This window comes from Herpetosiphon llansteffanensis, from assembly GCF_003205875.1.
Lineage (GTDB): Bacteria > Chloroflexota > Chloroflexia > Chloroflexales > Herpetosiphonaceae > Herpetosiphon > Herpetosiphon llansteffanensis.
Window position 1 is genome coordinate 76,473 of the sequence record NZ_PUBZ01000081.1, and the last position, 21,722, is coordinate 98,194.

Here is a 21,722-nt window from a genome sequence, read left to right on the forward strand (position 1 = left end):
TAATATGCAGAGCCAATAATTAATCAAATATAACACTTGATCGAAGCTTCTCATTTGCCTGAGCCTGTTTATTCTGATTATGCTAGGTTCTATTGGTACAATGGTTTAGTTTAGGAGGCCAATCGATGAGCGCATATTGGGTTGAAAATCAATGGGGCGGCGATGATGCACCATGGCATCCAGGTGGCACATGGGTATTGGGCGCACGCGATAACCAGCATGTTGTAGCAATCAATATTTCTTCGGTTGATAATGGCCAAACATTTACCGGAACCATGACCTACAATAATGAAGGCCCGATTGGCTTCCGCGCAAATCGTACCAGTACCAATAATTATGCTGTCGAAAATCAATGGGGCGGCGATGATGCACCATGGCATCCAGGTGGCTCATGGGTCATCGGTGGGCGTGATAATCAAAATACGATTAATCTTGATGTTAACTCACAAGATGGCGGCCAAACCCTGAATGGCACGATGGTTTATGCTGGCGAAGGGCCAATTGGTTTTCGTGGCAAACTTCAATAACGTTTAATTTTTTGCCCCAGCCATGATCAGCTGATCATGGCTGGTTTTTATTTTAGCTTTAGATTTTACATAAAATACTTGAAGCACATTATGATTGGCATTAGTAATTCGGATTTTTATACATGCTTTGGAATAATTCAGGATTTGCCTAGCTTGAACGTTTTAATTACGAATCGATTCAATGAACTGTAGAATTTGTGTAGTAAAGGAATGAATAATGGCTACTGAACAACAAATTGATTATACTTCGATTGCAAAATCCCAATACGACGCGACGGTTGAATCACTCAAGCAAGCATTTCCTGATGCTGATAAAAATGCACCAAACCAATTAACCGCAGCTGCAACCTCGACCGCAACTGGGACTGCTACATTTGCCACCGCTTTCATTTATGGCACATGCGAATGTATTTTGACCTTTGATAATAACCAAAAAATTCGCTTCTATGGCACGATGTGGGGCATTGGGCTTGGTGGTGGCACCAGCGCTGGCGGCTACATTGGGGTTCCGATCAACCAATTAGTTGGCGATTGCAGCTTCCAAGTGACGGTTGTTTCTGGGGTTGGCGGCGCGGTAACAATTCAATTCTGGCGTGGCAACGACTACCTTGGCAACTTTACGGGCGCAGCCTTGGCCGTGGCAGCTTCGGTTACTGGCGGCAGCGGCAGTTGGAAAATGCAATAACCCTATTTGCAGGTGCGCCACCAACACAATGTTGGTGGCGCATTGGTTATTTTAGGCCAAAATTGCTTCGATTTGGGCTTGGACATCGGCGCTTAATTGCACTTCGCCAGCCTTGATGTTATCGAGCACATGTTCAGGCTTGGTTGCGCCGGTAATCACCGAGCTAATTTGCGGCAAGCGCAAGACCCAGGCCAAGGCCAATTGGCTGGTGGTCAGTTCAAGCTCTTCGGCAATCGCTGTCAATTGGCGAATTTTTTGCAAATTGGTGTCGTTAAGTTCGCGATCAAGCCATTTGGTGGTTGCGCCACGGCTGCCCTCAGGCACGCCAGCATTATATTTGCCAGTTAATAAGCCTTGGGCAAGCGGACTCCAAACGGTTAAGCCAAGGCCATGTTGCTCGCAGGTTGGGATAATTGCTGGCTCAATATGGCGATCGAGCATATTGTAGCGCGGCTGCTCAACTTGGGGCAAGTAGCCATTATATTGTTTGGCGATGCTGACCGCTTGCTCAATTTGATCGGCTTCCCAAACGCTTGTGCCCCAATAGAGCACCTTGCCAGCTTGCACCAAATCGCTCATTGCGCGTACGGTTTCTTCAAGCGGCGTGTTGGGGTCGAAGCGATGGCAGAAATAAATATCCAAATAATCGGTGCCAAAATGGCGGAGCGATTTATCGATCGATTCCATAATGTGCTTGCGACTAAGCCCTTGATCGTTGACATTGCTGCTCATGGGCCAAAAAAGCTTGGAAGAAAGCACCAAATCCGCGCGTTTGTAATCGCGAATTACGCTGCCAACGACTCTTTCAGCTTCACCGTAGGCATATGCATCGGCAACATCGATAAAGTTAATGCCATTGTCGATTGCTGCCCGCAAACATTGGGCGGCCATATCGCTTTCGACACTCCCGCCGTAGGTCAACCATGCGCCCAACGATACGGCGCTAACCCGCATGCCTGCTTTGCCTAGCCGTCGATATTCCACAGAAGCCTCCTAAGTGACGATATGCTGAAATTACAATCTGATCATACCACGGATTTATCGTGGCTCTTGGCATAGCTCTTGCCTTGATGAGCTAGTAGAAATTCTAGTTTGGAGGATAATTCAATGGCAGAGCAAACCCCAGTTCAACAAAATATCGCCAAAGTTGCCGAGCAACTTAAAGGCTTCAAGATTGCTATGTTAACCACCGTTGCCCAAAACGATTCATTGCACAGCCGTCCAATGGTCGTGCAAGAAAAAGAATTTGATGGCGATCTGTGGTTTATGACCAGCCGCGATAGTGGCAAGATCGACGAATTAAGCAATGATAAACAAGTTAATGTTGCTTTTGTGAATGTCGATGACTCGCGCTATGTTTCAGTCAGTGGCAAAGCCCAGTTGGTCGATGATCGCGCCAAAATCAAAGAGTTGTGGACACCACTGGCGAAGGCTTGGTTCAAAGATGAAAACGACCCCAACATTATCTTGATTAAGGTCGAACCAAGCATCGTTGAATATTGGGATACGCCAAACAGTACCTTCGTCCAAGTCAAAGGCTTTTTGACAGCCTTGGTGACTGGCGAACGCCCAGATGTTGGCGATCATGGCAAGGTTAGTCTCTAAATACTAGCTTTTCATTTATCGATTCAGGTCAGTTGCCTTGGGCAACTGGCCTGTTTTTTTTTAGGGGAGGAAAATTACGCTCAACTTGACATGTGTGCTTGACATAGAAAATTTGTTCTGGTATAGTCAAAACGGGTGACTGAAGCAACTACGAAATGAGGCATTCTAATGGCAACAATTCTACAAATACCCTCGCTGCGCGACCAACAAAGCCGTGAAGTTAAGCGTCTGCTCATGAAGCATTTGCGCAGTTTTAGCGATACCTTAGAGGTGAATGATGTTGCCCATGTGCCGTTATATCAGCAATTAGCCGTCAATATTGTTTGGAAAGTGCGGATTCCACCGTGCTCCAAACGCAACATTCGGATTGCCTTCTACTACGATGAATATGGCAACGATCAGCAACTCTTTATTCCAACCTGGCAAGCCGACCCCGATCCTGCTAGTCGTTTGCAAATCACGGCGGCTGAATATTGGTATAGCTATGTGGTTGCTACCAGCAAGGTCTATGTGTTGCCTGTGGCTCAGCTACGGCCATGGTTCAACCAACACAGCCAGCATTTGCCAGCTCACGAAGTTAAACACCAATTGCCCGACCAGCCAGCCTCAATTCAAGCGGTTGGGCGGTTTGTGCCAACCCAACGCTTGCTGCGCGAGCTAGACGAGCTAGAGATTTGGCCGCTTAATCGTTTGCAGCCGAGCAAACGGGTTGCGTAGCTTGGCTGCACTGCTTCAATCCAACAATTAGGTTAATTTGCCAACTTGTGCCTGAATTTGCCCAATCGCTGCATCGCGCAAGCCTTGGGCAATCCCACGATCACTAAGGCTGCTAGCTAGGCCAAAGATTGTGCTAGCACGCAGTACTTCGCTGGCAACTTCACGCCATGGTTGTGGTTGCGGCTTGTCGCTGTATTGATCAAGCCACTGATCGAGTGACCATGGGCCGGGCCATGGGAATGGCCAACGTGGGCAGAGATCATCGCCATCTTCCCACCCAACCAAACTTCCACTGTAGCCACTCATTTTGCGAGCACTGGCCTGAACTTGCAAAATAATTGCTTTGCTCCGCGCAAGGCCAAGGCTGGTATTGCTCATTGATTGGCCAAGGCCATAATTGATCAAGCCCTTGGCTAAATTACCAAGCTGGAGTGCTGGCTCTGGTGTAGGAATACCCGAGCGGCGGATTGGTGGCCATGGCCATGGCCACCATGGTGGGCAAAGATCGTCGCCTGGCTCCCACGCTGCAAAGCTTGAAGCGCGTTTCAGTGCCACAAAATGGCTGCGGATTTCGCTACGAGCCAAGCGCAAATTTTCTGCTTGTAAGGCTTGATCGCCATATTGGAAGGCAATATTGAAGGCATCAAGGCTACGATGCAAATCTAAAACAACCAACCCACCAGCAGGAATGCGGTCGATTGGGGTGAAAACCTGGTCTTTGAGCCGCCACCAAGGGCGTGGCCACCACCAAGGGCGTGGTTCGTAATCGTCGTCGGGGTTGGGTGTGTAGCTCAGGCTGTTGACCGAATCGCTGGCATTCGATAAACCAGTCACATTCTTGTCAAGGTCGGCAAGCGCAAAATCGTAGACTTTTTTGGCAAATGCTTGGTCACTGCTGACTGCGCTCATTGCAAGCAAGGTCAACGAGCGAAAGGCCCGCCGAGCATATTGCGCGCTCGCAGGAATTTCGCCGCCAGCAGCAAGTTGGTTGTCGTCAATTGCGGGCTTGGTGTTGGCAGCAGCGTGATCGAACGCGCCGATTGCTCCAGCAGTTGCCAACGCAGCTAAACCTGTGTTGCGCAAAAACGAGCGCCGTGAATTTGGATGATCGATCGTATCTTCAGCCTGATCATTAATCCCCATTGAAATCCTCCTGACGAACGAACTTAACTCTTCGATGCCATAAAGACGCAATGGGGATTGAGTATCTTTCCTTGATTAAACCAATTTAGTTGCGCCCAAATAAGCGCTTGAGCTTTTGGCCTATGTTGCTGAATTGGGCTTGGATGGCAAAACTCTGTTTAACCGACTGTGGCAGGTGTTCTGTCCAGTAGTGGGTGGTTTTGGCCACAACCGTAATCACGCTTTTGATTTCGCTTTTGAGGCTAAAATCTTGGTGAATTGGTACCCAGAGTTGTTGGCCATTGGCTTGGGCCGCAACATGCTCTTGATTAATTGCGCCTGCCAGCCATTGGGCTTGACCAACAATTGGGCATTCAATCGCCAGCCATTCGGCGGCTTCGCTAATATGGGCACTTAGGCCGCTGACCTCGTAAATGCCGCGACATAGCTCTGCATAGACCTGCATATAGTTGGGATGCTGCGAATTGGCCTTGATTTGAATTGGAATGCTGGCTTCGACACCACGATGCGGCGGCCCGCCCTCAAGCGCCAAACCACAAAAGTTTTCCCACATATTAGCCCAATCGACCTCGCCATCATCGCGATATTTGATTGGCGCAGCGGCCATTGGTTGTTGCTCTGTCATCACTCGCTTCCTTGCATTGTATGAATTCGTGACACACTATCTTAACTTAATTCTCGGCCACAAGCATCGTATATAATGGTGAGGCTGTTCGCTGTGTGCTCTCAGTTAAGGAGTATTTGTGCAATGACGCACCCTGAGCTTGATCCAACGACAATGCAGTTGTTGAATGCTGCCCATACCTACACGGGAATTCCTGCCTCGACGGTTCAAACGCCATGGCATTCGCTGGCTGAGCTGTTGCAGGCTCGCGCTGCAAGCGATGCTCAACGTGAATATTTGGCCTATTTCAACGATCATGCTGGCGAAGAAATTCGTTGGAGTTATGCCGATTTGTACGAGCGCGCAGCCCGAATTGCGAATTTGCTGACGACGGTATATGGCGTGCGCCATGGCGAGCGGGTTGCCACTTTGGCCTATAATCACCCTGATACGGTGGCGATTTATGCAGCATGTTGGCTGATTGGGGCGACGATTGCGCCGCAAAACGTTGGCGAAGATGACCAGCGGATTGGCTTTATCTTGAGTAATGCAGCAGTGCGCGTCGTGTTGGCGCGGCCCGAATATCTCGAACGTGCTACAACGATTAGCAGCCATGCAGCAGGCGTTGCGCATGTTGTGGCTTTGGATGCTGATTTTGAGCAAGCCTTGGCCGCGCAAGCAGAAACCTTTGAACCAAGCCAAGCCCCAAGCCTCGCTGATGAGGCCTTGTTGGTCTATACCTCGGGCACAACTGGCGCGCCCAAGGGTGTGCAACTCAGCCACTATAATTTGTTGGCCGATTGCACTGGCATTATGCGCTGGCATGGCATCGATGCTGATAGCCGTTTGATGGCAATTTTGCCAATTCATCATGTCAATGGCATTGTGGTGACCTTGGTTACGCCGTTGCTGGCCCAAGCCTCGGTCGTACTCAATCGGGCATTTAGCGCAGGCACATTTTGGCAGCGCATCGCCAACGAACGGGTGCAGATTGTCTCGGTTGTGCCAACCATTTTGCAATATTTGTGCGAAGCCAAGCCAGAGCATAGCCAATTTGAGCGCAGCCACTTGCGCTATTTGATTTGTGGCGCTGGCACGTTGCCCGTTGCTTTGGCCAAACGCTTTTACGATCAATTTGGCGTGCGCGTGCTGCACGGCTATGGGCTTTCCGAAACCACCTGCTATTCATGTTTCTTGCCAACCACCCTGAGCGATGCAGAATATCGCCATTGGATGGAAGATTTTGGCTATCCCAGCATTGGGGTGGCGATGTGGCCGAATGAAATGGCGATCCACGATCCGCAAGGTCATGCCTTATCCGAGGGCGAACGTGGCGAGATTGTGATTCGCGGCCATAACGTGATGATGGGCTATTTCAATCGACCTGATGCGAATGCAGAAGCCTTTAAGTATGGCTGGTTTCGCTCTGGCGACGAAGGGTTTTATCAATGGGATGCCCAAGGCCGCCAATTTTTGTTTATTACAGGCCGGCTGAAAGAGTTGATCAATCGTGGCGGGGTCAAATATAGCCCGTTTGAAATTGAGGAAGTGATGTTGGCAGTGCCTGGCGTGCGCACAGCCTTGGCAATTGCCTTCCCAAATAATTGGTATGGTGAGGAAGTTGGAGCCTATATTGTGCCCGAAGAAGGTGCGCAACTTGATGCCGCCGCAATTTTAGCCCATTGTCGTGCCCACATGCCCTTTGCGAAATGCCCAAAAGTTGTGGTATTTGGCAACGAAATTCCGGTGACCGCAACGGGCAAATATCAGCGCTTGCGTTTGCAAGAACTCTTTGCCGAATGGAATGACAGCCAGTTTCGTGAGTAGTGGCTGCTGTAGTTGAGGATGCTATGAGCCGAATTGCCCAAACCTTTGAACGCTTGGCGAGCCAAGGTCGGACTGCCCTGATGCCGTTTTTGACGATTGGCTACCCTGAGCGCGATTCTGCCCTCAGTTTAGCCCAGGCCTTGGTGGCTGGCGGCGCGGATATGCTGGAACTCGGCATGCCGTTTTCCGACCCATTGGCCGATGGCGCGACGATTCAACGCACGACCGATATTGCGCTGGCCAATGGCGTTGATCTTGAATTTTGCTTGGAAACCGTGCGCCAGTTGCGGGCCGCAGGGCTGAGCATTCCGCTCTTGCTGATGGGCTATTTCAACCCCATGTTTCAATATGGCGTTGAGCGATTTGTGGCAGCGGCCAAAGCAGCCGGAGCCGATGGCTTTATCGTGCCCGATTTACCACCAGAGGAAGCCCAAGAGTTTCATGCGGCTACCAAAGCCCATGCACTTGATTTAGTTTTTCTCTTAGCTCCAACCTCAACCGATGCGCGGATTGCCAAAGTTACTGGCTTGTCATCGGGCTTTATCTATTGCGTGGCGTTGCGCGGGGTAACGGGTGCACGCGCTGCCTTGGCCGACGATTTGGGCGATTTCTTGGCTCGGGTACGCCAACACAGCCACTTGCCGCGCGCAGTAGGCTTTGGAATTTCCAAGCCTGAGCATGTTGCATCAGTTGCTAAAATGGCTGAAGGCGCGATTTGCGCCAGCGCCTTGCTCGATTATATTGGTAGTTTGCCAAGCGACCAACAAGCTGCTGGCGCTCAACAATTTGTCCAACAGCTGCGCGATGCCGCCGACCAAGCCAATGGCTATCACCAATAACTTAATTCCCCTCACAGCGAACCCGCGCCTGTTGAAAAGGCGCGGGTTTTTGCTCTCCAAATGTTTAATTACAGCTCATCAGGATATTGAATGCCCCAGCTTTGGCGCAATTGATCCATGGTGTTAATCAGGCTGCGTGACGCTTCCCACGTGACGATTGGGCTTTCGATCAAGCCTGCCTGAATACATTCGGCCACGTGGGCAACTTCGGTAACATAGCCATTGCCAATAAATGGCAAATCGAGGGTTTCGCTTTGGCCGTTGCTTTCGACGCGCAATTGTTGCGAGTGCCAAAAATTGCGTTGAAAGCGAATATAGCCGTTGCTTCCGGTGATGGTGGCTTCGCATGGCCCCGCCGCGCGTACGCTTGCAACACAATTGGCATGGCGGCCATCGGCATATTGCAAAATGATGCTTTCTTGCTCATCGACTCCGGTTTGGCCGATTTGCGCTTGGCCATAGACGCTACTTGGCGCACCAAACAGATACAAGGCCAAGGCCAAGGGGTAAATGCCAATATCAAGCAAGGCTCCGCCGCCAAGCGCAGGGTCGTACATGCGATGGGTCGGATCAAATGGGAAGTGGACGCTAAAATCGGCATGAAACAGATGTGGCGTGCCAATCGCGCCTGCTTCAATTAATGCTTTTGCTTTGATGGTGCTTGGATGAAACCACATCCACATTGCTTCCATCAAAAAGCGCTGATTGGCTTTGGCAGCGGCAATCATTGCCTCAACTTGTTGGCTGTTGATGCCCATTGGTTTTTCGCACAACACATGCTTGCCTGCATTCAAACAGGCGATGGTTTGTTCTGCGTGGCGCGGGTGCGGCGAGCCAATCACCACCACATCTAGCTCTGGATCAGCCAAAAATGCCTCAAGATCGCTGTGGGCATGGGCAAATTGATGGGTTTGGGCGAAGGTTTCAGCTGAGGTTTGATTGCGCGAAAGCACGCTCCAGCGTTGAGCACCGGGCAAGTCGGCCAAGGCATTAGCAAATTGTTCAGCGATCCAGCCCGTTCCGAGCAAACCCCATTTGAGTTGTTGCATGATTGTTCTCCATCAGTTGATGAATCCGGTCTCATGCTACCACGTAATTTGGGCTTGCTGGTTGGCGCAGCGTTAGCAATGAGCCAATACTCCTAGCATGTGGATAGCCTAGAGGGTTGGCGATCGGCCAAAAATTCCCTCTAAATCTCAACTGCTCATGCGACAGGTTGTGTGCTAGACTTGCCATGCGGCAGCGTGATTTAAGCAAAAATGCTCATTGTTCATAGCCTACTAAGCCATGTGGTATCCCATACAGGAGGATTGACCATGCTCAAACGAGCCAGCTTGGGAATGCTTCTCTTCATCGGCTTGGCCTTGGTTAGTGCCTGTGGAAGTGCTTCTCAGCCCCAATCAGAGACGATTAAAATTGGCTTTTTCGGGCCATTAAGTGGTGCGAGTGCGAGCGATGGCAATAATGCAATGCATGCGGCTAAGCTGGCGATTGATCAGGCGAATGCCAACCAAACCGTGCCTGGCAAAACCTTTGAATTGGTTGCCTACGACGATCAGCTTGAGCCAAATCAAGCGATTACCGTGGCCCAAAAACTGGTAACCGAGGATAAGGTGCGGGCGGTGATTGGCGGCTCCTACAGCAGCACAACCCGCGCAGCTGCGCCAATCTTTCAGCAGGCTGGCATTCCAATGCTCGCGGCCTATGCAACCCATCCCGACGTAACCAAAACTGGCCCGATGATTTTTCGGGTAATTTATGTTTCGACGGTGCAAGGTCAGGCGCTTGCTCATTATGCGACGACCAAGCTGAACTATCGCAATTTCCATGTGTTGAATATCAATAATGATTATGGGCGCAGCATTACCGAAGCCTTTACCAAAACCGCCATCGCCAATCAATCAACAATTGTCAGCACCAACGAATATGCCAGCGATAAGAGCGATTTTAGTAGCCAGATTGCCATAATCAAGGCCAAACCAGCAGATGCCCTGGTATTGGTTGGTTATTATGCGCAAAGTGCTGATATTATTAAACAAGTGCGCCAAGCAGGCATTACATTGCCAATTATTGGCTCCGATGGCTTGGATTCGCCTTCGTTGGTCAAGCTTGGCGGCAGTGATGTCGAAGGTGTCATTTTGGCAACCGATTTTTCACGTAACGATCCCCGCGCAATTGTGCAGAACTTTATTCGTGAATTTCGCAATGCCTATAGTATCGAGCCTGATGTGGTGGCTTCGTCGACCTACGATGCAACCAACTTATTGATCGATGCCTTCAAACGCAGTCCAAATAGCAGTTCGAGCACAATCCGCGATACGCTGGCAGCAACCCAAACCTTTGAAGGTGTGACTGGGGTTATTGCCTTTACGCCAGAGCGCGAAGTCAACAAAACTGTCTTGTTTGTGCAAATTGAGCGCGGAAATTTTATTTTTCTCGATAAACTTGACCCAAGCCAGTTGCGCTAAGCACGCTGCTTGAGGCACCAGATTTGATTCAACGTCGCAAGGCAACGTTTCAGCAAAGATAGGATCATTGATATGCGGGCACGGGTTCGCCAACGAGTTACATTAATAGTTTTGCTTGCGGCGCTGTTGCCGTTATTAGCCGTCTGGGCCATTGCCTTGACGATTAGTTATCGTGCACAACAGAATTCAGCCCAAAATCAACAAATTGCGCTTACGAACCTTGCAGCTGAAGATTATCGGCGCTTTATCCTCAACAGTATGGATGAATTGCGCAACGCGAGCAATACGATTGGCAATAATGGCAATCCCAGCCAGCTGAGCGATTTGCAATTAGGCTCGCAAGTTTTGTTTGGCTCAAGTTTCTCTGAGGTTGGTTTATATCGCGTTACTGGCGAACGGATTGCTGTGGCAGCCCGTTTGCGCGGCGTGCACATGCCCGAAAGCTTGGCAGGCTCGCCATTATTGCAGATGCTACAAAATCGCCAAGTTGCAATTCAAAATCCCGAGCCATTGCAGGCAGTTTCCTTGCCACTTGCACCAAGCGAAGTGCCACGTTTTCGCATGGCCTTGCCTGTTTTGGGCCGTGCGAATGGCGAATTAATTCTGGTTGCCGATATTAGCATGGATCGGATTTGGGAAACGACTTCGCGGATCGAATCAGCGGCCCAGATGCGCGTGTTGGTGGTTAATCAGCAGGGCCAGTTAATCAGTGCAGCCAATACCCAATCGCTGATCGAACACCAAGATCTGACTAATTTGCCGTTGCTGACAAATGGCAACACGATTGAAACCTACGATAGCCCGTTTGGTGAAGAAGTCTTAGGCGTGCGCACCGCGCTTGATCCCACCGATTGGATGTTGATTGTTGAACGACCACTTGACGTAATCTATAGCAATGTTCGAACGTTGGCGCTCAGCCTCTCAATCGTGATTGGGATTGCCTTGCCATTAGTGGCGGGGATTGGCTGGTATGTTGGGCGGCGAATCGCCTTACCTGTTCAAGAACTGTATGCTAGCGTTACGCGCTTTACGAACGATCCCAATGCCTATACGCCAGTACACCTCAAAACCCGCGATGAATTGGCCAGCCTTGGCGATGCCTTCAATACGATGGTGGTGGGCTTGAATGCCTCGCAAAGCAAGCTATCGAAGATGAACGAGGAGCTAGAAGGCTTGGTTGTCACCAGAACTGGCGAATTACACCATGCCTTGGCTGAGGTGCAGGCCCAAAATGTTGAGCAAGAACGCTTGCTTGAAACCGTGCGTCGCCTGAGCATGCCAACTATCCCAATTACCAAGCAGATTTTGGTTATGCCGTTGGTTGGCGAATTTAGCGCCAATCGTGCTGGCGATATTAATGCCACATTGCTTAAAGCGATTGAGCAGCAACAAGCCAAAGTTGTGATTATGGATATTACGGGGGTTCCAGTGGTTGATGCGGCGGTTGCTCGCGCCTTGATCAATGCCTCGCATGCAGCTCAATTGCTTGGCGCACGCGTCATTCTGGCTGGGATTCGCCCTGATATGGCCGAAACCTTGGTCAATTTGCACTTGGATCTGGCGGTGATTGATACGGCAGCAACCTTGGCCCAAGCCTTCAGCCGCGCCAGCGACTATTTGCAAACCCGCCGTCGCGCGTAAAATGGTGTTCCCTCACCCCCCAGCCTCTCCTTTCGAGGGGAGCTGACCCTTGTTCACCGACGAATTGCACAAGAATTAGGGCATTAAAGCCCCTCGCCCGCGTCACGGGAGAGGGGTTGGGGTGAGGGGATATTAACACCTACCCTTATAAATTGCCTCTCGCCCACGTAGCAGTCTATAGGGTGAGGAAATGTAATTTTAGTTCTGTTCTGGCTCGTTGCGAATATACAATTGCTTGAGCAACGGAGTAAACACGCGGTAGAAGCGTTCGAGCGCGTCGATCATCCAGACATGATGGTCGGCCCAATGCTGATGATCATGCAGGTTGGCGTTGCGCCGAATCAGCCAAATTTGATATTCCTTGGTTAAAGGATTTTCGCGCCATTCGAGGCCAACGCCCAGCTGTTGCTCGATTGCCACCCGTTGTTGGCGCAACCAGCGAAAGCGCAACTTGGCGGAAATTCCACTTAACATCACGGCGACCCCAAGCCAATTATCGCGGGCATTCAAGCTCGCTTGCAAGGTGCAATCGGCTCGACCTAAGGCAAAGCTAGTGCTTGGCTCGGCATGTGGTTTTTTGGCTCCAAGGTGGCTATTACGATCGCGCAGCATCGCATTAAAGCGCATCCAATAGCCTAAATAAAGGTTTTTGCTGGGGTTGTTTATGGCTGGAGCTACGGGCAAACTTGGCTCGTTGGTAATCGCCAATTCCCAATCATCTGGTTTGCAAATTAGCTTGAAATGCGGGGCAAAGGGCGAATCATCAATTTGCCATAATTCCAGTTCAATCGCAAAAAACAGCAAATGCGGCAGGGTTTGTTGATTGAGCCATTCGATTGTGGCGCGATGCTCAGGCGTAAAATGCTCAGCAATCCAAATTAAAATCGTCGCTTTGACGCTGCTCGCGGTGGTGAGCAATTGGCCAAGATGGGCGTGATCGCTGCCAGCTAATTGATTTTCGATCAAGACTTTGGTTTCGGTGCGTTGATCGTAGCAGACAAGGCTTTGGCGCAAATTGCCAGTGCCTTTGTTGAGAGCCTCAAAGCGTAATTCAAGGTTGGTGGCGGTGTTCAATTGGGCGATATTTTCGGCCTGGGTGAGCCAATGGGTAAAATGGCTGGCTGCTTGTCGCCAAGCATCGTGAATCGGAACCCGTTTAAGCCGACCAAGCTGATTCATCGCCGTAATTCCTCACTACACCGTTGGGCTGCAAAACTGCTACCGATTATAGCACGAAGGTCGCAGGGCTGATTTTACGCTCAATCAAGCGATTGATTTGCAATGCGGCTTAGGCTGATAGGATGCAGTAAACAGTTTAAGGAGCAGTTATGGCTGACGCTGATCAGATTATTATTGAAACCGAGCGCCTGATGTTGCGCAAACTAACGCCTGATGATCTTGATGGCTTATTTCGATTGTATCGCGATCCGGTTATTCGCGAGCATTTCCCCGAGGGCGTGTTGGATCGTGAGGAAACCAAAGCTGAGCTGGATTGGATTATCAAGGTTTATTATGGCGAGTATGGCTATGGTTTATGGGCGACGATTCATAAACCGACGGGAGCATTTATTGGGCGTTGTGGATTGTTGCCATGGGTTATTGATGAGCGACAAGAAGTTGAAGTGGCCTATTTGCTCGATCAAGCCTACTGGGGCCAAGGCTTAGCAATCGAAGCCGCGCAGGCAATTGTGGCTTATGGCTTTGATGTATTGAAATTGAAGCGCCTGATTTGCTTGCCAGTTCCCGAAAATGCTGCTTCAATGCGCGTTGCTGAAAAAATGGGCATGCACGTAGAGCGTGAAATTGTGCTCGATGGCACGCCTGCGATGCTCTATTCGATTGAAAAAGATTCATATTGATCCACGAAGCGCACGAAGGACAGTATGGCTTTTGGCTATGGGCTATGTGTATTGGTACATTGGATTGACAACAAGGAGCATGCCCTCACCCCAGCCCCTCGCCCACTGGACGCGGGCGAGGGCAGCACGGATCGCAGGTTCCCCCTCGCCGCGCGGGCGGGAGCGGGGGCTAGGGGGTGAGGGGATCAATCCATGGTTAACCTGATGAACCAATACATTGCCTCTGGGCCGCTGCGTTAAAAAACTGCTCCACGAAGTTTTGTTTTTAGCCACAGATTGACCCAGATGACCACAGATTATATTCCCATAGCCAAAAGCCTATAGCCTATAGACTGATTCCTTTTTGACTTCTGACTTTTGACTTCTGACTTTTGCGTTCATCCCTCATACTTCATCCTTCTGACTTTTTTTCTATGCTCTTTGTTCTATGTTCTCGTTGCTATGACCTAACTTTTTGGCCTGCTCTTGGATATATAAAGCGAGAGCGCTCTCAATCTTAGGCTGAAAGGAAGGATATGCACGATCACGAGGCTATAGCTCGACTCAAACAAGGTGATATTGCTGGGCTAGCCCCCTTGGTTCACCAATATCAATATCAGGCGGTGCGAGCAGCGATCTTGGTTGTCCGCGATCGATCTGCCGCCGAAGATATTGTTCAATCGGCTTTTCTGCGGGTGGTGCAGCGCATCCAACAATTTGATAGCCAGCGCGCCTTTGGGCCATGGTTTATGAAAATTGTGCTCAACGATGCATTGAAAGATGCTCAACGCCGCGAACGTCAACGCTCACTTGATCAATCGAACGCTGCTGGGTTGGCATTGTTTGAGGAATTGATGAGCAACGAGCCGCAACCAGAGGCCTTGTTGGAACAAGATGCTATGCGCGAAACCGTCGTGCAGGCCTTGAATCAACTAACGCCGTTGCAGCGTGCGGCAATTGTGCAACGCTATTACCTTGGAATGAGCGAAGCCGAAATGGCTCACGATGCAGCCACCAGCCCAGGCGCGATCAAACAACGCCTGTTGGGTGCTCGCGAACGCCTGCGCCGGCTCTTAGCCCCAATTATTAACGAATCTGTGTAGTCGAGGAGTCTGCAATGCATAACGATAACAATATCGCAAAAGCGCTCGCCAATGTGGCAGAGCACGAAGTTCCCGAAGGTTCGCTCAACTTGCTCAAACCATTGCAACAACAAGCTAACCTCAAGCCACAAACTCGTCGAAATGGGTGGTTGCGCCCAGCAATGATGGCCGCAACTGGGGTTGCCTTGGCCGCAGTTGGCTTTGGCTTGCTGCCCAGCCAAGTCAGCCAAGTCAGTGCCAAAGAAGCCTTGCGCCGTGCCGAACAAGTAACCGCCTTTGGCTTGAATAACATCGAATCGCTGCATGGTGTGCTCGAAACCCATGTGCCTGCAACGGGCAGCGTGGTCAGCGAGAAAATTTGGGTCCAGCAACCAAATAAATTGCGCAAAGAAATTGTTTGGCCAGGCAGCGAAACTCGCGACGAACAATATGAAACCCAAATTATGAATGGCGCTGATGCGTGGGCTTGGATCTCGCCAGCAGGCCAGCCAAATACGGTTGATGGCACTGTTTCGCAGTTCAGTTCAAGCGAATTGGATGGCGCATTGTATGTGATTCCAAATCCAACCGCTTCGCTCGACTCGAATGGCAATAGCGAAGGTTTGTGCGCCCAACCAGGCGATCAGCTTTCAACTGTTGGTCAAGAAAGCTTCTTGGGCCGCGATGCCTTGGTGATCGAATGTGTGATTGGTGGCGATAGCGACCAAGCCAACACGCGGCTCAAATTCTGGATTGACGATGAGTTGTTTGTGGTGCTGAAATCGGAGTACTACGAGGCAAATGGCGATATATTCGTTGAATCAGCCTATACTGAATTCGAAGTCAACGGCTCATATCCAGCCGATTTCTTCGCTCCACCAGCAGGCGCACCAATCGAAGTTACCCAATAAGCCTTGAATAGCTGGCCAGCGATCATGTGTTGATCGCTGGCTTTTTTTGGTTTAATCTAGGTATAGGTGCTGTTGAATGAACTTAATAACAGATACAATTGTTAAGTTGATAGGATATGGAAGGAGGGAATCGTGCGCTTTAAAAGAATTATTGTTAATCGTTATTGGATTTACTCTTATCTGCAAGTAGGTGATGCAGAAGCAAACGAATCGGGTTTGCCGCAATCACTGTATATGGATGATCCGCTTAATCAAGAGCGTTATATTCGGGCATTTATAGCACCACATTTTGCAACATCTTACTATCCGAACGATATTCGATTTCAGTATAAATTTAAAGAATCGTTACGTTATTGCTTAAATGTGTACGATGCTGATATAGAATCCGATCTTGAGCATGAGTGGGCACAACCATATGGCATTTATAAAAAACCGCGTGATCTTCAAGCTTTTTTGCAGCGTGTTTGGCAGGTTTTATTTCCTGATGAGCCATGGCAGATCGATGATCTCGATTATTATTTCGATCTGAATGATTCACGAATAAATATGTTTGATCCATTGCCTGCTGTAATTCGTGATCAACGTGATCGTTAATTAGGATATTCGTTGCTCAATATAGGCGTTCATTTCCGTCCCTTCGACAGAGGGAAACACGGGGGTTTTGCGCGAGGGGTCAGGGGCTGGGGATCAGTTCCGTATAGTGCCAACCACCGTTGCACAACCCACCAATTGTTCCGCATAGCCAATAGCCTAGAGCCAATAGCCATACTGTCCTTCGTGCTCTTCGTGTTCTTCGTGGTTAAAAAACGGTTCCCCTTGCTAGAAAATGGATAAAAATCGATCGTCGAGCTGGTTATGCTCGATCAGGTGCGCAACCATGTGTTCGATGGTTGGTCGATCAATACTCTGAATTAAAATATCTGGTGATTTAAATAAACTCAATTCAGCAGAATTATTGAGTTGAAGATCAAAAAAATCGAAGGTTTCAACGGTAAAACTAAACTCTGCGCTATCGCTAAATTGAATAGTGATATTGATTGCATCAAGCAATGGGTTAAATTGGGCACGAAATTCAGGTGCACTTGCCTCAGATTCAAGCCAAATTGTATAATCAATGCCACGTTTATCGATAATGCTATTGGGTCGATTGATCAGTTGATCAAATAGAATGATTTCAGTATCTTGACCAATAGTGATTAGACTATTGGAAAAATGAATTGGTTTAAACAAATATAATCCATTCAGATTAATCGAATAATCATGCATTGTTTGGCGAATAATTGGCAAATGCAAGCTCTTGATCAGCGCTAGTTCAATGCCTTGAATGCTGATTGAATCGATAATATCAAGATTTGTCTGTGTTTTGATAATTGAACGAATGTGCTCAAGGGTCGATTGATAGACGATCATTGAAAATATTTCTCCGCAAAAATTGAGCATGCTTGATGATTCTTCTCTGATCCCAGACCCCAGACCTTACAAGGGCCGGCTGTGAAGATCCCCTCACCCCAACCCCTCGCCCGTGCGCGGGCGAGGGGCGTTCATTCAGTGGTTTTGCCACAATTCGTCGGTAAAAAATGGTGCTCCCCCTCGCCCGCGTCCAGTGGGAGAGGGGGCTGGGGGGTGAGGGAACGCGCCACACCACCAATTCTTAAAACCCTACCACACTGACCCCTGACCCCTAGAACCTGACCCCTTGTTGCTACCCATGCTCATTGCAGCCCAACGAGTTGCAATCGGCGGCCAAAGCGCAACCAACCAAGTGGCGCAGCGATTTAGGCGCGTAGGTTTGTTGTCCAAAGCTAAACTGTTGTGGCAACATGCGGCGTAAGGCTTGATGATCGGCTGGTGGAATTGGTGCGCCGAGGAGTTCGCGTAGCCAGCATGCGCCAGCCCACAACGCTTGAGCCCGCTCTGGCTGCTGATTAAGCGCGCTCCAAATCGCCAAGCCTTCAATCGAAGCCGCCACGCCTTCGCGATCACCAACGCGATAGAGCGTGGCAAGGCTTTCATGCAACAATTGTTGGGCATCGCTGTAGCGTTTTTGGGCCAAGGCCACCCGCCCGAGAAAGGTTTGGCTCCGCGCAACCGCTGGCCAATTGCCCAATGGCTCAAGCATGGCGATGCTTTGTTCGAGCCATTGTTGAGCTTCGTGATCGTCACCATAGATCAAGAGTGCACGGCCATAAAAGCCCATTGCTGTGCCAATGCCGCTTTTGCTGCCAAGTTCTTGATAAAAGCTGAGGCTTTCGGCCAACAAAGCCAAGGCACTGCGCGAGCCATGCTGTACGAGTTGGCTCATGCCCAAATGGCGCAAACTGCTGGCTAATCCATAGCGATCATCAAGCATTTTGAGCAAAGGCAAGCTTTCTTCCAAGGCTTGAATTGCCTCGGCATAGCGGCCTTGCCAATACGCTACCATGCCAATATTGGTCAAGGCATGGGCAATTGCCTTTGGTTGATGTTCGCTGCGTGGCTCAACCAGCACTTCGCCAAACGCACGATTGGCCGCAGCATAATCATCTTGGATAAAGGCTAAAACGCCAGCGCCAAGCCGCACTTTATCGCGAATGGCCAACGGAATGCTGGTTGGTTGCAAATGTTGGATTTTGGCCAACCACTCGCGGCCTTCGCTGATCTGGCCTTGCTCGTGCCAAAAACGCCAAAAGCTCGCGCACAATTGCCAGACTGCCAAGGCATTATCTTGCTGAATGCCCCATGCGAGGATGCTGCGAATCGTGGGCAATTCGCGTTCGAGCCGTTTGATCCAGCCGGTGTGATTGCTGACCAAGAAGGCTTGCTCTGCTTGTTGCATTAACTCGACATAATAATTTAATAATTGTTGTTGCAGCCAATGAGCCTCGCTTTTGGGCAATTTGCTTAGGCTATATTCGCGAATGGTGTCGAGCATGGCAAACCAGCTTAATCCATCGCTGCTGGTTTCGCGTTGCAACAAACTAGCATTGACCAAGTGATGCAAGCCGCGTTCGATTCTGCTTGGCTCGTCGTTGGGCCACAAGGCTTGGGCCGCCTCGCGGGTAAAACTGCCAGCAAACAAGCCAATGCCTTGGAAAATAGTTTGTTCATAGCTGCCAAGCAGTTCGTAGCTCCAATCGATTGCGCCGCGCAAGGAATGCTGGCGTGGCGTGCGATCAGGGCTGTTGTGCTGGAGAAAATCAAGCCGCTGATTGAGCCGTTGCAGCATAGCAGGCGGCGGATAGAATTTGCTATGCACTGCTGCCAACTCAATCGCCAAGGCCAAGCCATCGAGTCGCACACAAATTTCGGCCACGATGGCAGCGTTTTCAGTGGTCAAGCGAAACTGGCTATCAACCGCCTGCGCGCGCTGGACAAAAAGTTGAATTGCGGGGCTGGCGGCAATCTGCTCGAATTCAGGTCGTTGTTGCAAATCGGGCAAGCCCAGCGGCGGCAGCACAAACTCATATTCGCCATAAATGCCCAACACAATGCGGCTGGTCACGACGATTTTTAGATTTGGGCAATGCTGGAGCAATTGGCTAACTTGTGGCGCTGCGGCCAGCACTTGCTCAAAATTATCTAAAATGAGCAGCATGGTTTGCTGTCCAACCCAATCTTGCAAGCGCTCAAGCGACTCGTCATCGCCATGGTCGCGCAATCCTGCGGCGCGGGCGAGAGTTGCAGCAAGCATCGTTGGGTCATTAATCGTGTCGAGCGCTACAAAAACCACCGGAATTTGTTGCGCTTGGTGCATCGTTTGGGCGATATAGCTTGCAAGGCTGGTTTTGCCTGAACCGCCCATACCCGTAATCGTGATCAGCCGCGCCTCTGGTTTGGCCAACAATTCTTGCAGCGTGGTTAATTCATGCTGGCGGCCAATCAGGGCGGCGATGGGATAGGGCAAACGTAAATGGGCAAGGCTTGAGGGATTGGCTGCTGGCGCATAGCTGGGGGCTTCAATGCGCGCAAAGCGATAGCCAATTCCCGATTCGGAGTGAATTAACTGCGGCTTGGTTGGGTCGTCTTCGAGCTTGGCCCGCAAGCGCCGCATATAGGCGTGCAAATAGGCGCGATCTTCGCTATAGCTGTTGCCCCAAACCTGTTGCAACAGCATCCGGTGAGTCAACACTTGGCCATGATATTGAATAAATAATTTGAGCAAGGCCCATTCAGTTTTGGTCAGATGCACCAGCTCGCCATGTTTGCGCACCTGCTGATCCTGCCAATTGATCAGCAACGAGCCACATTCGGTATAGTGAGGTTGTTGTTGAAGCGTGGTTTGTTGGCTGCGGCGCAATAAAGCTCGCACACGGGCCAAAAATTCGCTTTCGTGAAACGGCGTAATCACATAATCATCAATACCTTGATCGAGCGCAATGCCGCGCATATAGGCATCGCTGCTGGCCCCAACCATCAGCAATGGCACGCTCGAATGCTCGCGCAAACTCCGGCAAAATTCTAAAGCATCGTGGTCGGGCATCCACTGATCGATCACCACCAAATCGAAGGCTTCTTGCTCGACTAAGGCTTGGGCCTCGTGAATGCTGGTGCTGCGCACAACCTGAAAACTAGCGGTTTTTAATACCCGCACAATCAAGGCTTGCAAGGCGCGATCTGGTTGAATCACTAAGATCGTAGGCTGTTGCGTCATGGAACCTCCTAGTGGCTCGTTGCTCCTTGAAGGCTTCTTAAGATGTTTTTTAGAAATATACCAAGTTTTTTAGAATTTTTTAAGAAGCGTTGTATATAGTATACCTACGAAAAGCGCTTTTCGACAATCATGCAACAGTCCCATTCCCGATCTTTTTTGGTGTCATTCACAAGGAAGGATAGCGATTATGCACAAGCGATGGGCATTTTGGTTCAGCGGCCTAACCATAGCCTTAGTGGCGTTTGCGAGTTTCGGCCCGTTGGCCCGCGGCGTAGCAGCCCGCACTTGGGCAACGGTCAGCAATGGCAACACTGGCGATAACGTCTACACCGTGCAAGCAATGTTGAAACAACGTGGCTATAGCTTGACCGTCGATGGCGATTTCGGCCCAGGCACCTTGTCAGCAGTCAAGAGCTTCCAATCGAGCAAAGGCCTCAGCGCCGATGGTGTGGTTGGCCCAAATACTTGGGAACAATTGGTGATTGTCGTGCGCTCAGGCGATAACAATATTGTTGTCAATGCCTTGCAACGCCAATTGCGCAAGCACGGCCACTCGTTGACGGTTGATGGCGATTTTGGCGCTGGCACCTTGTCAGCAGTCAAGAGCTTCCAATCGAGCAAAGGCTTAGGCGCAGATGGCATCGTTGGTGCTGATACCTGGGCTGCTTTGACTGGCAATGCCAGCGGTGGCGGTGGCTCAACCCGCGCCGATTTGGCCCGCACCATCCGCGATAGCAGCCGCATTGCCTTGGCAACCATCCATACCTCAGGCGTTTCCGATAGCGCCACCGCCCGCCAAAACATTGTTGATACTGCTAATGGTGGCGCAGCTCGCCGCAGCAGCTATGGCAATGCTCCAGGTGGCTCGGTCAACCTCGCTACCTCATTATTGAACGGCATGATCACCCTCTCGCAATCGTGGAGCTACTCGGTCAGCGAAATTGCTGGCGGCTCGCACAGCGCAACCTCACGTCACTATGCTGGCGTTGCTGTCGATGTCAATGTCATCAATGGCTCACACGTTAGCGCATCGCACCCCAACCAACAATCATTCCGCAACAAATGCGCAAACCTCGGCGCAACCGAAGTGCTCGGCCCCGGCGATTCCGGCCACAGCACCCACATTCACTGCGCTTGGCCGCGCCCATAATCGACGTTGCCTGCAAGCCTCACGTTGTCTAACGTGGGGCTTGTTTTTTGAACAA

Annotated in this window: 19 protein-coding genes and 1 pseudogene; 13 read left to right on the top strand and 7 right to left on the bottom strand. The window is 50.3% G+C overall.

Annotated features, from left to right (window positions below; all coding sequences use genetic code 11):
- Positions 1 to 122 precede the first annotated feature (122 nt).
- Together C5S61_RS07115 and C5S61_RS07120 are read left to right on the top strand one after the other, a co-directional pair.
- A pseudogene (locus C5S61_RS07115) lies at positions 123 to 527 on the top strand (lectin OAA family protein); the annotation flags it as partial.
- Between the two features lie 217 nt (positions 528 to 744).
- A complete protein-coding gene (locus C5S61_RS07120) occupies positions 745 to 1,212 on the top strand; it encodes a VapA/VapB family virulence-associated protein (protein WP_110514371.1) in 468 nt (155 codons plus the stop codon).
- A gap of 51 nt (positions 1,213 to 1,263) precedes the next feature.
- On the opposite strand, the gene C5S61_RS07125 is transcribed toward C5S61_RS07120, so the two are convergent.
- Positions 1,264 to 2,196, bottom strand: a complete 933-nt coding sequence (locus tag C5S61_RS07125) for an aldo/keto reductase family protein (RefSeq protein WP_110514372.1) — start codon at positions 2,194 to 2,196, stop codon at positions 1,264 to 1,266.
- Between the two features lie 123 nt (positions 2,197 to 2,319).
- On the opposite strand from C5S61_RS07125, the gene C5S61_RS07130 reads away from it, so the two are divergent.
- Together C5S61_RS07130 and C5S61_RS07135 are read left to right on the top strand one after the other, a co-directional pair.
- Entirely contained in the window at positions 2,320 to 2,817 is a 498-nt protein-coding gene (locus C5S61_RS07130) for a pyridoxamine 5'-phosphate oxidase family protein (protein ID WP_110514373.1), read from the top strand.
- 168 nt (positions 2,818 to 2,985) lie between these two features.
- A complete protein-coding gene (locus tag C5S61_RS07135; protein WP_110514374.1) occupies positions 2,986 to 3,534 on the top strand; it encodes a hypothetical protein in 549 nt (182 codons plus the stop codon).
- A 27-nt stretch (positions 3,535 to 3,561) separates the two neighbouring features.
- Here C5S61_RS07135 and C5S61_RS07140 read toward each other — a convergent pair whose 3' ends face one another.
- Together C5S61_RS07140 and C5S61_RS07145 are read right to left on the bottom strand one after the other, a co-directional pair.
- The gene (locus tag C5S61_RS07140; protein ID WP_110514375.1) at positions 3,562 to 4,677 is read right to left on the bottom strand and encodes a hypothetical protein; all 1,116 of its coding nucleotides are present in this window, start codon (positions 4,675 to 4,677) and stop codon (positions 3,562 to 3,564) included.
- 85 nt (positions 4,678 to 4,762) lie between these two features.
- Positions 4,763 to 5,302: a hypothetical protein gene (locus C5S61_RS07145; RefSeq protein WP_110514376.1), complete on the bottom strand. Its 540-nt coding sequence runs from the start codon at positions 5,300 to 5,302 to the stop codon at positions 4,763 to 4,765.
- 123 nt (positions 5,303 to 5,425) lie between these two features.
- Between C5S61_RS07145 and C5S61_RS07150 the strand changes: the two genes are divergently transcribed.
- Positions 5,426 to 7,108 (top strand): class I adenylate-forming enzyme family protein, encoded by a 1,683-nt coding sequence (locus tag C5S61_RS07150; protein ID WP_110514377.1) that lies wholly within the window; start codon positions 5,426 to 5,428, stop codon positions 7,106 to 7,108.
- A 23-nt stretch (positions 7,109 to 7,131) separates the two neighbouring features.
- A complete protein-coding gene (gene trpA, locus C5S61_RS07155) occupies positions 7,132 to 7,947 on the top strand; it encodes a tryptophan synthase subunit alpha (RefSeq protein WP_110514378.1) in 816 nt (271 codons plus the stop codon).
- 68 nt (positions 7,948 to 8,015) lie between these two features.
- On the opposite strand, the gene C5S61_RS07160 is transcribed toward trpA, so the two are convergent.
- Positions 8,016 to 8,996, bottom strand: coding sequence for a Gfo/Idh/MocA family protein (locus C5S61_RS07160; RefSeq protein ID WP_110514379.1), 981 nt, complete (start codon positions 8,994 to 8,996; stop codon positions 8,016 to 8,018).
- Positions 8,997 to 9,263: 267 nt separating this feature from the next.
- Between C5S61_RS07160 and C5S61_RS07165 the strand changes: the two genes are divergently transcribed.
- Both C5S61_RS07165 and C5S61_RS07170 read left to right on the top strand, forming a co-directional pair.
- Entirely contained in the window at positions 9,264 to 10,415 is a 1,152-nt protein-coding gene (locus C5S61_RS07165; RefSeq protein WP_164689270.1) for an ABC transporter substrate-binding protein, read from the top strand.
- A gap of 72 nt (positions 10,416 to 10,487) precedes the next feature.
- Positions 10,488 to 12,056 (top strand): STAS domain-containing protein, encoded by a 1,569-nt coding sequence (locus tag C5S61_RS07170; RefSeq protein WP_110514381.1) that lies wholly within the window; start codon positions 10,488 to 10,490, stop codon positions 12,054 to 12,056.
- A 198-nt stretch (positions 12,057 to 12,254) separates the two neighbouring features.
- Here the strand turns inward: C5S61_RS07170 and C5S61_RS07175 are convergent, their stop codons facing one another.
- Positions 12,255 to 13,235, bottom strand: coding sequence for a DUF4268 domain-containing protein (locus C5S61_RS07175; RefSeq protein WP_110514382.1), 981 nt, complete (start codon positions 13,233 to 13,235; stop codon positions 12,255 to 12,257).
- A gap of 149 nt (positions 13,236 to 13,384) precedes the next feature.
- Between C5S61_RS07175 and C5S61_RS07180 the strand changes: the two genes are divergently transcribed.
- From C5S61_RS07180 to C5S61_RS07195, 4 genes are all read left to right on the top strand, one after another.
- Positions 13,385 to 13,915 (top strand): GNAT family N-acetyltransferase, encoded by a 531-nt coding sequence (locus tag C5S61_RS07180; protein ID WP_110514383.1) that lies wholly within the window; start codon positions 13,385 to 13,387, stop codon positions 13,913 to 13,915.
- Positions 13,916 to 14,430: 515 nt separating this feature from the next.
- Positions 14,431 to 14,997, top strand: a complete 567-nt coding sequence (locus C5S61_RS07185; protein ID WP_110514384.1) for an RNA polymerase sigma factor — start codon at positions 14,431 to 14,433, stop codon at positions 14,995 to 14,997.
- 14 nt (positions 14,998 to 15,011) lie between these two features.
- Complete coding sequence (locus C5S61_RS07190; RefSeq protein WP_110514385.1) at positions 15,012 to 15,887, top strand: LolA family protein; 876 nt, start codon at positions 15,012 to 15,014, stop codon at positions 15,885 to 15,887.
- A gap of 132 nt (positions 15,888 to 16,019) precedes the next feature.
- A complete protein-coding gene (locus C5S61_RS07195; protein ID WP_110514386.1) occupies positions 16,020 to 16,481 on the top strand; it encodes a hypothetical protein in 462 nt (153 codons plus the stop codon).
- A 225-nt stretch (positions 16,482 to 16,706) separates the two neighbouring features.
- Here C5S61_RS07195 and C5S61_RS07200 read toward each other — a convergent pair whose 3' ends face one another.
- Together C5S61_RS07200 and C5S61_RS07205 are read right to left on the bottom strand one after the other, a co-directional pair.
- Positions 16,707 to 17,297 carry a hypothetical protein gene (locus tag C5S61_RS07200; protein ID WP_110514387.1) on the bottom strand — a complete coding sequence of 197 codons (591 nt, stop codon included), beginning with the start codon at positions 17,295 to 17,297 and terminating at the stop codon, positions 16,707 to 16,709.
- Between the two features lie 292 nt (positions 17,298 to 17,589).
- Complete coding sequence (locus C5S61_RS07205) at positions 17,590 to 20,517, bottom strand: winged helix-turn-helix domain-containing protein (protein ID WP_110514388.1); 2,928 nt, start codon at positions 20,515 to 20,517, stop codon at positions 17,590 to 17,592.
- Between the two features lie 187 nt (positions 20,518 to 20,704).
- Here C5S61_RS07205 and C5S61_RS07210 point away from each other — a divergent pair, with 187 nt between their 5' ends.
- The gene (locus C5S61_RS07210; RefSeq protein ID WP_110514389.1) at positions 20,705 to 21,667 is read left to right on the top strand and encodes a peptidoglycan-binding domain-containing protein; all 963 of its coding nucleotides are present in this window, start codon (positions 20,705 to 20,707) and stop codon (positions 21,665 to 21,667) included.
- Positions 21,668 to 21,722: the final 55 nt, after the last annotated feature.